10 protein-coding genes are annotated in these 12,812 nt (G+C 39.3%); 2 read left to right on the top strand and 8 right to left on the bottom strand.

Annotated elements, in window-relative coordinates; translation table 11 throughout:
- Positions 1-30: 30 nt before the first annotated feature.
- The 8 genes from LPB86_RS14275 to ispE all read right to left on the bottom strand — a co-directional run bounded on the left by LPB86_RS14275 (position 31) and on the right by ispE (position 11,368).
- Complete coding sequence (locus LPB86_RS14275; RefSeq protein ID WP_230645075.1) at positions 31-1,941, bottom strand: redoxin family protein; 1,911 nt, start codon at positions 1,939-1,941, stop codon at positions 31-33.
- An 11-nt stretch (positions 1,942-1,952) separates the two neighbouring features.
- On the bottom strand, positions 1,953-3,392 hold the full coding sequence (locus tag LPB86_RS14270) for a RagB/SusD family nutrient uptake outer membrane protein (protein WP_230645073.1): 1,440 nt from the start codon (positions 3,390-3,392) through the stop codon (positions 1,953-1,955).
- Between the two features lie 18 nt (positions 3,393-3,410).
- Complete coding sequence (locus tag LPB86_RS14265) at positions 3,411-6,653, bottom strand: SusC/RagA family TonB-linked outer membrane protein (protein ID WP_230645070.1); 3,243 nt, start codon at positions 6,651-6,653, stop codon at positions 3,411-3,413.
- 218 nt (positions 6,654-6,871) lie between these two features.
- A complete protein-coding gene (locus tag LPB86_RS14260; RefSeq protein WP_230645068.1) occupies positions 6,872-7,873 on the bottom strand; it encodes a FecR family protein in 1,002 nt (333 codons plus the stop codon).
- 65 nt (positions 7,874-7,938) lie between these two features.
- Positions 7,939-8,520: an RNA polymerase sigma factor gene (locus tag LPB86_RS14255; RefSeq protein ID WP_230645066.1), complete on the bottom strand. Its 582-nt coding sequence runs from the start codon at positions 8,518-8,520 to the stop codon at positions 7,939-7,941.
- 451 nt (positions 8,521-8,971) lie between these two features.
- Positions 8,972-10,138, bottom strand: a complete 1,167-nt coding sequence (locus LPB86_RS14250; RefSeq protein WP_230645064.1) for a PLP-dependent aspartate aminotransferase family protein — start codon at positions 10,136-10,138, stop codon at positions 8,972-8,974.
- Positions 10,138-10,557: an OsmC family protein gene (locus LPB86_RS14245; RefSeq protein ID WP_230645062.1), complete on the bottom strand. Its 420-nt coding sequence runs from the start codon at positions 10,555-10,557 to the stop codon at positions 10,138-10,140. Before LPB86_RS14245 ends, LPB86_RS14250 begins: the two co-directional genes overlap by 1 nt.
- A 7-nt stretch (positions 10,558-10,564) precedes the next feature.
- Entirely contained in the window at positions 10,565-11,368 is an 804-nt protein-coding gene (gene ispE / locus LPB86_RS14240) for a 4-(cytidine 5'-diphospho)-2-C-methyl-D-erythritol kinase (RefSeq protein ID WP_230645060.1), read from the bottom strand.
- A gap of 137 nt (positions 11,369-11,505) precedes the next feature.
- On the opposite strand from ispE, the gene LPB86_RS14235 reads away from it, so the two are divergent.
- Positions 11,506-12,300 carry a thymidylate synthase gene (locus LPB86_RS14235; RefSeq protein WP_230645058.1) on the top strand — a complete coding sequence of 265 codons (795 nt, stop codon included), beginning with the start codon at positions 11,506-11,508 and terminating at the stop codon, positions 12,298-12,300.
- Positions 12,297-12,791 carry a dihydrofolate reductase gene (locus LPB86_RS14230; protein ID WP_230645056.1) on the top strand — a complete coding sequence of 165 codons (495 nt, stop codon included), beginning with the start codon at positions 12,297-12,299 and terminating at the stop codon, positions 12,789-12,791. The genes LPB86_RS14235 and LPB86_RS14230 overlap by 4 nt, the downstream gene beginning before the upstream one ends.
- The last annotated feature ends 21 nt before the right edge of the window (positions 12,792-12,812 follow it).

The raw sequence follows: 12,812 nt of genomic DNA, 5'->3' as shown, positions 1-12,812 counted from the left end.
GGATTACATTTCATAAAGCCAAATTGGTGTTTATGGATTTAGTAAAATTTCAATTTGCTGTGTAAGTTTAGCTTCAATTTCTGCACCTTCAAAACCAACGGTTTTAAACTGTAGCTTTCCGGCTTTATCTAAAAGAGCAACAGCTGGAATGACTGTGAAACCAACTTTTTCGCTAATGTCCTTATCGTTATTAAAATAGACAGGAAATGTATATTGATTATTCTTTTTAACCCAACCCCTGGCATCGTCAATGCTGTTTCTGGCTCCGCTATTGGTGATCATGAAAACCACATCTGGATTGTTTTTGTAGTTATCATAAACTTTTTGAACGTAAGGCAGCTCTTGCATACACGGAACGCACCATGTTGCCCAAAAATCCATCACAATTACCTTTCCTTTTAAGGCTTCAATACTGACAACTTTGCCTTCTAGATCAGTAATACCTTTTAATTCTGGTTGGGGTTTATTCATCAGCTGCTTTCTAAGCAATGCTTTCAACTGAGCTGTTTTTAATTCCGCTAATGTTTTCAGTTTGACATTGAAATCTGTTACTGAAGGATGAAACTTCAGAAAATTTATTTTCGCAGATCGAATAACAACAGTATCGGAAGGATCTTTTAACAGAACCTTCCAAAGTGCTTCATATGCTTTCTTAGGATTTCCTGTGTGCTCATATATAACCGCTACGTTCATTAAGCCTTCATTACTTTCTCCAGCATTCTCAGATTTGCCAGCATACATTATCGCAGCAGTTTTGTCTTTCAGGTACAATTTATTTAGCGCAATAATAGAAAGCAAACCTGATTTTGCTTCCGCCACTGCTAAAACACGAACACTATCGGGCACATAAGGCAAAATGTAACCAAATTCAGGAAAGTACCTAATCAAACCAACCGGCCATTGATCCGCCATCTTAAGTGATTGTTCTGCATATGCAACTGCAGTATCAGGCGCCAACTTGTTTTTGGTTAGCAAGGCTGCAATATCCTTCAATTCTTCTGGAGTATGAGGGCTCTTTTTTCCTATACTTCTTCTGGCATGATAAGTTGCTTTAGCTGCATTTCCCGCTTTAAGATAGTGTTTAAATAAAATGCCGTGTATTTGAGTAAAGTTTTCCTCTTCTTTTTGCCCTACAGCTTTTAGCAAATCTTCCAGTTGTGAAATTCTTTTGGCTTCATCTTTTTCTTTTGCTATGACAGAGATTTTACGATCTCTGGCCAAGGCTGAATTAGGATAACGCTGGGCAAATACTTTATAAACTGAATCTGAACGGTTCTCACCTATAGTAAAATAGCTGGCAGTAACGCTATTCAAATTAGCACCCGAGGCCGGAATTTCATCCAGTCTGGCAGCAATTAGCCTTCTAGCTTCCTCACGAAACCTCTGTTTCTCCTCGGGAGTTTTAGCAGCATTCATTTGTACTACAGGAACAAAAACTTTAGCTTCAAAATTATCAGGATACAGTTCTAACTCTTTTTTTAATAGACCAAGCTGCATAGGCCTCAGACCGGGCGACTTTGGCATTTCAAAAGCCAGGCTATAACACTCATACAAGTAACTTGATTTTTCTCTTTTATTGCCGTTGTAAACTTTCAGGTTATAGTGGCGATCGGCAGATGGCTGATCTACCAGATCTCCGCTTTGAAAAGTAAAAGAGGCAAAGGCTGCATATCTTGGCAATACAAAAGAAGTTACCCAGTCATTTCCCCGCCGTTCTAGAGGAAGAGTTTTCAAGGGCAATTCAAAAAACCTTGTAAAAGTAAAATTCAGGGTTACTGAAGATGCTTCCCTTCCAATTTTGGCGCCTGCTGCACCTGTGTGATAAGTAATGGTTATTTTATCACCACGCTGTGGCTTTTCCGGTTGTATTTCAACAACCTGTGCCTGTAGTTGCTGCGCAGCAACTACAAGACAGATCATCATCAATATATTTTTGATCATAAGAAAAGTCGTTAAAAGTATCCCAGGTTTTGTGTTAAGGCATTATTTGTTTTCCTGGCATCAGAAGGAACAGGCATTAATATCGCTGTAGATTTCCAATTGGGCTTGGTTAATGGTAGCACGTCATCAGCACGTGTTTTAGTTGCGTCGCCAGTTACGCTTTTCCATCTTTTTAGATCATACCAGCGGTGGCCCCATTCTGTGAATAACTCTACCCGGCGCTCCTGTTCTACCAGTAGCATACCAGCAGCTATTGATGTTGGTAAGGCAACAGGTCCAAGGCCAGCACGCAAACGGATCACATCCAGGTCTTCCTTACCTAACTGCAATTTATTCTGCTGTGTACGGGCTTCCGCGCGAATCAGGTATGCTTCGGCAAAGCGCAATACCATAGAATACTCATTAACGCCTGCGGTACTTGTGCGAATCTTGTATTTGTATGGATAGGTATGTGTTAAAGGTGGAACTGCAGAAGTCGTGTAAACACCAGTCCAATTTGCCTTTCTTAAATCATTTGCTTCAAAAGCATCCACTAACCCACCGGTACCTTTTGTTAACCTATAATAAGCAACCGGAGCGGCTAAGTTTGCCGGAACAAAAGTAAAACCTTCCCAGGTATTTCTTCCGCCACCTTCGTTTACAACTTGTAACTGCCAAACGGCCTCCTCACTATTTTTCAGGAATGTTTTATTCATATCTGCACCCTGCAATAATTTATAGTTCTGGTTATTTATGACTTCAGTGGCTTCAATTTCTGCTTGCGCATTATTACCTGTATATAGGTAAGCCCGTGCAAGCAATAATCCAGCAGCTCCTCTTGTTGGTCGCGTGCGCGCACCTCCAGTGGGATAGTTAATATTTAGCAGAGATTTTGCAGCAACGAGATCTGCCAATATAGAATTGTACACCTGTGCTACGGGTGTTCTCGGCAGATCAGTATTTGTACGCACATCTGTATTTAAAATCAATGGTACATCGCCAAAAGTATTTACCAGATAAAAATACAAAAAGGCCCGCATAAACTTTGCTTCTCCCATTAGCTGGTCTTTAACAGCTGCACTTAAAGTTGTAGAAGCGGTTAAGCCCTCAACAATTGCATTGGTGCGATAAATATAATCATAAGGCTCAGACCAAAGCTGTCCCACAAAACGGTTAGATGGTAATACTTTATTGTTTTTAAACTCTTCCCATTCTGCCGTAGATGTAAGTGCATAGGTAAATTCATCTGCATTCATCCCACCCATAAACATGGTCACTAAATTGGCGTAAAAATAATTGTAAGCGTTCATATCAGAATAAACGCCAACCATTGCCGCAGTGGCCGTTTTATCATTCACAAAAACACTCTGCGAAGCAAGTTCTGTTCTAGGTGGCTCTACCTCCACAAATTTTTTGCAGGAAACCGTTAGCGTAAGTAAAATAGCTAAGGTCAAATATATGTTCGTTTTCATTGTCTTAAATTTTAGGAGTTAAAATGAAACTTGCAAACCAGCGGTATATACACTTAAAGGAGGCAAAACCAATCCTTTAGTTTCAGGATCAAATCCATCATATTTGGTAATTGTGAAAAGGTTCTGTCCCTGCACAAAAAGTGTAAGATTGCTGATTTTTAAGTTTTTCACTACAGAAGTTAAATTGTAACGCAGAGCCACATTTTTTAATCGAATAAAAGAAGCATCTTTCCAGTTTGCACTGGAGGTACGCCAAAAACCATAAGCCTGGGCCGCATCAGAACTTCCACTAGCGGTAGCAACCGGAATATCGGTAATCTGACCAGGTGTAGTCCATCTGTTTAATGCGCTAATGTCTTTATTTCCTAATGAACCATATGGGCCAGATAAATATCCTGAATTTAATGATGGCCCTTCCTGTTTTACAAATTGAAAAAAGAAATCCAGACTCCAGTTTTTATAACTAAAGTTATTTGACATACCACCGTAATATTGAGGAGTTATAGTACCCAAAATGGCTAAGTCTTCTTCTTCCGAAATTTCTTCGTCACCATTTCTATCTACAAAAGTAGGCAGGCCAGTTTGCGAATCAATTCCAGTAGACTGGTAGCCGGTAGTTACATTGATAGGCTGTCCAATGAAATATCTGTCGGACAAAGAAGAACTTTCCAAACCAGGATATTCTAACAATTTGTTGCTGGCACTAGTAACGTTAAATGATGTATTCCATTTAAAATCATCATTGTTGACATTGATGGAATTTAGCTCCAGCTCAAAACCTCTGTTTTCCAATTTTGCTGGAAGGTTGGCAAGATAGGAAGGAAAACCAGATTGAGGAGACAATGGATAATCGATAAGCATGTTCCCTGACCTATTCCGGTAATAAGCAGCAGTTAACAGTACTCTGCTTTTAAAAAATCCCAATTCCATAGCAAACTCAAGTTTACGGCTTACCTCCCATTGATAAACAGGATTGGCAAAGCGTGTCGGGAACAAGGTCCCTGAACCAGCGTATGGAAAACTTGCCGAACTCCAACTATCATAATATTGATAATCACCAATTTGGTCATTACCTGACGTACCGTAACTTCCTCTTAATTTACCAAAACTTAAGAAATGGAGGTTATCCTTCACTAACGATTCGTTGCCAAATAACCATGCTGCACCTACTGCTCCGAAATTCCCGAATTTTTTATCCGGACCGAAGCGCGAAGAACCGTCACGACGGAAGGTTCCATTTATAATATATTTCTCATCCCAATTATACGTTGCCCGTCCAAATATCGAAGTATATTTATAATCTGTATAATTATATCCTCTTGAAGTTAGGGCAACCGCAGCATAAGGATTCTTTAACTGCTCATCACTGGCGAATCCGCTACCCAATAGATTCTGACCTTCTCTTAGATTAGATTGGAAGGTACCACCAGCTAGCAAATTTAGTTTGCCCTTGCCAATATTACGAACATAATCTAATTGAGGTTCAACAATGTAAGAGTTCACTTCATTATTTCCATAGGCTCCTGTACTGGCAACATACTGTGTAGGATTGGAAGATATTTCAGGTACTGTCTGCGTCTGGTTCATAGTTATGCGGTTATAACCTAAGCTAACCTGAGCATTTAAACTTGGCAAAATAGCATACTTTGCCAGCACATTACCAAACAAGTTGTTATTTCTGGACTCATATTCCCGTTCAAATAAGGCAAAGGGATTTTGCGTGTTACCTACCCAAAAATACTTACCATCAGGCTGATAAACGGGCATGTTTGGCGAAAGATTGTAGTACTGGGTCATATCTGTAACAAATGAATTGTTCCAGTCACCCACATATTTCACAGAAGTATTCAGCGTAAATTTATTATCCAACGATTTATGGTTCACATTAAAATTAAGGGCACCACGTTTGTAATCCTGATTTCCAGGAGTCACGTTTCCTTCTTTTCTGTAGGTTCCGCTCAATAAAAAATTAGTCAATTCAGAACCACCAGAAACAGAAAGCTGCGCTTCATTAAATCTTGCCGTATTGCCTGTTAATTTTTCTTGCCAGTTGTTGTCCAAATTTTGGTCCCAACTCAGCAAATCAGGGGCATTGTCTACATCTGGAGTTGTGCCGTCATTCGCAAATGCTTCCTTACGTAGCAAGAGGTACTGTTGAGCATCCAGCATTTTAATTTTATGGTTTACAAAGGCGGCGCCGCTGTACACTTTTGCATCAACAGAAGTCTTTCCGCTTTTTCCTTTTTTCGTCGTAATCAAAATCACACCATTAGCGCCTCTTGATCCGTAAATCGCTGTAGCATCGGCATCTTTCAAGATATCAATACGTTCGATGTCTGATGGGTTAATGCTGTTTAAAGGACTTGTCTGACCATTAGCACCACTGAATTGGTTTAGTGGCTCAGAAATAAAGGGCATTCCATCAATAATGTAAAATGGATCATTCCCTCCCAAAATTGAATTGATACCACGTAACCGTACGGTATAAGCAGAACCAGAATATCCTGTGGTAGCTGTAATGTCTAAACCAGCGACTCTGCCCTGCAAGGCAGCTAATGGATCCGAAACAGGTTGGCTTGCTATATCCTTTGCTGTAATAGAAGTTACAGAACCTGTACTTACCCTTTTGGTAGTGGTACCGTAACCAATTACAACAACTGCATCCAGCGTACCCGCTTCAGGCTTAAGGTTGATGTTCACGACTTGTCCAGCTTCTGCTTTATATTCCTGGGCTGCATAACCGATGTAACGAAATACAAGATAAGCAGTATTACCTGTGACATCAATAGCATACTTCCCGCTAGAAGTTGTACTTACCACATTAGGTTGGCCTTTAACCCTAACAGAAACACCTGGCATGGGCTGTCCATTTTCATCCCGTACTGTTCCGGTAATTTGCTTTTGCTGACCTGAGGCTAAAACCTCTAAAGTGTTAGTTTCAGTTGTCTTATACAATATAATACTGTTATTTAGCTGCCGGTACAAAATTCCTGTACCAAATAACAACTGGTCCAGTGCACTTTTAACTGTACGAGTTTGCGCCAGCAAACTCACCTGGTTAAATGCGCCCAGTAGTTCCTTTTTATAGGCAAACCTAAAGTCAGTCTGGTTTTCAATTTGCGATAAGGCATTTTTTAGCGGGGCTTTGTTTAAGCCAAACGATACGGTTACTTCATCAAGCGACTGCGCTTTGGTACTGGAAGCCATCAGTCCGCTTACGCTTGTAAGAATTGTTATCAACAGGACTGCGTTAATCTTCATAAAAAAACTGACTTTTTTAAAATTAAACGTAAAATTCATAGCCGGAAGATACCGGCTTGCATAAGGGGTAAAATTGTAATACATTGCATTGGTTTTAGGTTGAACACTTGAAAATTTAAGACCAATTTTACAAGCCCCGGTTGCAGCCGGGGTTTGCTTTTTTAAGGTCTGTGGGGTATTATTAAGGTGGTGAATTCATATTCTTTTATTTTAACAGATTAGCAGCCTGATCCATCGATAGTTACCACTCCAGAATTTAGCGTGAGGCTGGCACCTGTAATGTCACCGAGAACTGTCAATACCTGACTAATCTCATTTCTATTTAAAAAAGTGGCTGTAAAACGGCAGTCCTTAACTTTATCATTTTTAAAGCGGACACTAATTCCATAACGTTCAGTAATCATTTTAGCAGCATCAGCCAGTGTAATATCGTCCATAATCAAATCAGACTTTTTCCAGGCTAATATCGACTCCACTTTTACGTTACTTTTTATAGGTGGAGCTTGCTTATTCCAAACTAATTGTTGATCTGGAGTAAGTATAGCAAGGGTTTTCTGCTCATCTTGCACCATCACTTTACCTCTTGTTACCGTTACGGTTACTCCAGCTTCAGCGTGGTAGGCACTTATATTAAATGCTGTTCCTAAAACAGTAGTCTTAATTTTGCCTGTATGGATAATGAAAGGATGTTTAGCATCATGCTTAATGTCAAAATATCCTTCACCTTCCAAAGTGACCTCTCTATTAGCACTTCCGGCAAAACTTTCCGGATAATCTAGATGGCTATTTGCATTTAGTTGAACAGAACTGCCATCTGGTAATTTGATCCATTTGTGTTCAGCACTTTTTACTACTGAAGGGACAGGCAAAGCGACTTTCACTACTGGCTGTGGATTTTTGATTTGAGGAGCTTTTAAAAACCAAAAGCCAATTCCGACACAAACGATTAACCCTGCCGCGTAAGAAATCCAATTATAAAGTTTTGGAGCTTTAGATACAATGCCTGCCGATATGCTGATTCTATTAAAAAGCTGTACTTCATTTATACCGGGATCAACAACTGCTTCATCAGAAAGCCGATTTCCGGTCTCATCAATAGCTTCTTTCCATTGCTGTTCATAAAAATCTTCACGCATCAGTTTCTGAACTCTTTCAATCTCAGATGGCGTGCAACGGTTTTCTATAAAATCAATAAATAACTGTTTAATATTTTTTTCCAATTTGCTCTGCTGTTTTATGTAATACACACAAACTGGCAAATACATGTACCCGATTTTGAAAAAAATTAGATTTTATAAAAAATCATTAAAACTAGAGCACCATTACGCACCATAAATTCACGAATGGTACGCAATGCCTTTACCATTTGGCTGTTTACAGTAGTATCTTTTATACCAAGCTTTTCAGCAGCCTGTTTATAGGAATATCCGTGGTTGCGGCACAAATCATATATAATTCTGCGTTGTGCGGGAAGTTGCGCTATTGCAGTTTTGATAATGTCGCTGGTTTCCCTACGCTCTGTAAACTGCAGACCGTCTTCTGAAGTAGCAAGTGCACTGGAGATGATTTCGTCTGAGATCCATGTTTCGCGAGAAGCTCGTCTAATAGTATTTAGAGCAAGGTTTTTAGTTAACGTGTATAAATACGATTGCAAGGAACGGTCAGTTTGAACACCTGCTGCGTTTTCCCATAACTTCACAAAGGTATCGTGACTAATATCTTCTGCAAGCATAGGAGACTTCACAATACTTAAAGCATAGACGTACATCTTCCTGATGTATAAGTTATACAATTCAGAAAATGCCTTAGCATCTTGTTTTACAAGACGTTCTAATAAATCCAACTCCCTTTGTGCAGCCACCGACATATTCTACAACTAGTAGATTCAATAAAATAGGTTAAAGTCAATAATGCTTTGAAGATAGCCTTTTTAAATTTAAATACTACTAGATGCCTTTCAAAGGAACTACTTTTGATAAATAATAGGCAATTACCTAATTGAACCATTCAGCGCCCAGTAAATAAATCTAAGCAGTAAAACACCATATTTTAGGCAAAAAATAGACTCCTTATGGACATCTGGTAGATTTCTAGTAGTAACGTACATATAACGACCCAGGCAATAGTACAGAAACCCCACAACAAGCCCACAGCAAACGCACAGAAAGCCCACACAGCGTATGCGGTTGCTGTGGATTTTCTATGCCTTTACTTTGCCTTCATTCTGCCTTTGATCAGGTCAAGGCCAGGCGTAGTCCTAAGCATGCAAAAAAAAAGACACCATGCTGGTGTCTTTCATTTATCTAATGATATGTATACTAATCTAAAGCCTGACTAATGTCGCGCAATATATCATCAATATGCTCCAAGCCGATAGACAGACGAATTGTACCTTGTTCAATACCTACTTGCAGTCGTTCTTCTTCTGTCAATTTGGAATGCGTACTTGTAGCCGGGTGTGTAGCTATAGAACGAGTATCACCCAAATTAGCAGAAATTGAAAACATTTTTAATTTATTCATAAATGCTCCCGCCGCGGCAACACCTCCATCAATAACCAGCGTAACAATTCCACCTCCTTGCTTCATTTGCTTTTTGGCGATGGCATATTGTGGATGAGAAGGTAAAAACGGATACATCACTTTCTTAATTTTAGCGTGACTTTCTAAAAATTCAGCAACTTTCAAGGCATTGTCACAATGCCTGTCCATACGAACCGCTAGTGTTTCTAAACTTTTTGACATCAGCCAGGCGTTAAATGGAGACATTGCTGGTCCGCTGTGCCTTGCAAACCCTTCAATAATCCGCATTAGCTTGTTAGTACCTAAAATGATACCACCCAGTGTACGACCCTGACCATCTATAAATTTAGTAGCAGAATGAATTGAAATATCCGCGCCTAATTTAATAGGCTGCTGCAAATACGGTGTTGCAAAACAATTATCAACAACCAGTAGCAAATTATGCTGCTTAGCCAGCTTTGCCAACCATTCCAGATCAATAATATCAATACCAGGATTGGAAGGAGTTTCAACAAAGATCATTTTAGTATTTGGCTTTATGCCTTCAATCCATTGCTCCTGTTTATCCAGATCAGCATAAGAATAAGTAATGCCCCATTTTGGAAAAACTGCGCTCAACAACTGATGTGTAGAGCCAAATACAGAACGGCTAGACAACACATGATCGCCATTACCTAAAAATGCTGCAAAAGTTGTAAAGATTGCCGCCATCCCTGTTGCCGTAGCCCAACCATCTTCTGCTCCTTCTAAAGCTGCCATTTTCTCAATCAACTCTGAAGTATTTGGATTTGCATAACGACTGTACACATTGCCTTCTTTCTCATTGGCAAACAGCGCACGCATTTCCTCAGCGTCATCAAATTTATAGCTGGAGGTTAAATAAAGTGGAACAGAATGTTCTTTATGCTGGCTTCTTTCTGCCTGCAAACGGATAGCGATGGTCTCAAAATTATCTTCTTGCATTATGTATTTTGAATTTTATATGTAAAGTTTATAGTCGCAGTGCGACCTAAAATATTGGATACAGAACAGTATTTATCAAAAGTGAGTGCCAATGCACGCTCTACTTTTTGCGTATTTAATTCTCCAGTTAAATCAAAATGAATATCTATTACATCAAAAATAGCTGGAGTTTCATCATCTTTCCTGGTTGCCTTAATATTGATTTTGATGTCTTGCAATGGCTCTTTCTGCTTGGTCAATACATTTACCATATCAATTCCGCTGCAGCCTCCAAGACCAACAAGCAGCATCTCCATTGGCCTAAAACCTTTGCCTTCTCCGCCTATTGCAGGATTTGCATCAAGCTCAACCAATTGTCCCACTTCGTTTTTAGCTTCAAAGTTAAATTTATCGTTTTTGCGTACCAGGTTAATTTCCATCTTATAGTTAAATATTATAAAACACCCTATTCTTAATTTCCAATTCCGGCAGGGCCACCTCATGTTCAAATATCGCAAAAACACTCGAGCCGCTACCGCTCATCAATGCAAATGTTGCACCTGCTTGATAAAGCTGCTCTTTTACAATTGCAATTTCAGGATATTTAATAAACATAGCCTCCTCAAAATCGTTCTTGACATGATTTTTCCAGTCCTTCAATGGCAAATGTATCAATTCTTTTAATCCCTCAACTGGCAAAGCGGGTTTTAACAATGCATAAGCATCAGCTGTAGAAACATGAACTGACGGCTTAACCAATACCAGATAATATTTGGAAAGGTCTATATTTAATTCTTTAAATTGATCGCCTTTCTCAAATGCATATAAAGGCTTATTTTGAATAAAAAAAGCACAGTCAGCACCTAATTTCCTGGCATAGTCTTCCATCTGTGAAACGCTGAGACCTAATTTAAACTTATCATTGGCTAGTTTAATCAAAAATGCCGCATCAGAAGAACCACCACCCAGGCCTGCGCCAACAGGTATATTTTTAAGCAAAACAATCTGCTGAGCTGGTAATGAAAAATCTTCCTGCAATAACCTGTAAGCCTTTAAACAGATGTTGTCCGAAACCGCTCCAGGTACATCAATACCTTTTATAGCACAACTGGTTTCCTCAGCATCCAATAACTCGAGCACATCATATATTTTAACAGGATAAAAGACGGTTTCCAGATTGTGATAATTATCTGGCCTTTTTTCTGTAATGTTTAAACCTAAATTTATCTTGGCATTTGCAAAGGCAAGCATGTTTATTTGATTTTTGCAAACTTACAAATTGATTGCTGATAACGCTAACCAAAAGAGAAGAATAACACAAACCAAATGTGGGAATAATGTTTTAGTTTTGTAATCTATATTTATATTAGCTACATCTACATAAGCCAATGAAACAATATTTAGATTTAATGCAGCATGTGCTGGATAACGGGGCGCAAAAGCATGACAGGACTGGGACTGGTACAGTGAGTGTTTTTGGCTACCAAATGAGATTTAACCTTCAGGAAGGCTTTCCAATTGTTACCACAAAAAAAATACACCTCAAATCTATCATACATGAATTAATTTGGTTTTTGAGTGGTGATACCAATATCAAATATTTAAAGGACAATGGTGTAAAAATTTGGGACGAATGGGCTGATGCAGACGGAAACCTGGGACCAGTTTATGGTTCGCAATGGCGATCCTGGCCAACTCCTGATGGCAGGCATATTGATCAGATTACCCAAATTATCAATACTATAAAAACTAACCCTGATTCGCGAAGGATCATTGTATCTGCATGGAATGTTGCAGAGATAGAAAACATGGCCTTACCTCCCTGTCATTCATTTTTTCAGTTCTACGTTGCAGATGGCAAATTAAGTTGTCAGCTTTACCAACGGAGTGCAGACATATTTCTGGGTGTACCTTTTAACATCGCTTCTTATGCTTTGCTGACTATGATGGTTGCGCAGGTATGCGGACTTGCTTACGGCGACTTTATCCATACCCTTGGCGACGCCCATCTTTACAATAATCACATTGAGCAAGCTAAACTTCAGCTCAGCCGCGACACCAAATCACTGCCAGTAATGGAAATAAACCCGGAAGTTAAAGACATCTTCGATTTTAAGTTTGAAGATTTCACCTTAAAAAACTACGAGCCTCACCCGCACATTAAAGGAGCCGTTGCCGTATGATCATTTCCATAGTTGTGGCTATTTCAGAAAATAATGCCATTGGCAAAGACAATCAATTGTTGTGGCGCTTACCTAAAGATCTGAAACATTTTAAAGATATTACCAGTAGTCATACCATTATAATGGGTCGAAAAACCTTCGACTCTGTAGGCAAGCCGCTACCCCACCGTAGAAACATAGTCATTACAAGAGATACACAATTGCAAATTAACGGGGCTGAAGTGGTAAATAGCATGGATGAGGCACTACAATTGTGTGATCCTAATGAAGAAGTAATGATAGTGGGTGGTGCAGAAATATACAGACAGGCACTTCCGAAAACTGATCGGATTTATTTGACCCGCGTACATCATACTTACGATGCAGATACTTTCTTCCCTGCAATTGATCCCGGGGCTTGGCTAGTAACGGAAGAAGAAGAGCATGAAGTGGATGAAAAACATGCAGTACCCTACACTTTTTCAACGCTTTTGAGCAAAAAAAGCGTTTAACAACCATCTGAATAATAAAAG

It is taken from the genome of Pedobacter sp. MC2016-14, from assembly GCF_020991475.1.
GTDB lineage: Bacteria > Bacteroidota > Bacteroidia > Sphingobacteriales > Sphingobacteriaceae > Pedobacter.
This window is presented reverse-complemented; position numbering and strand designations above follow the sequence as displayed.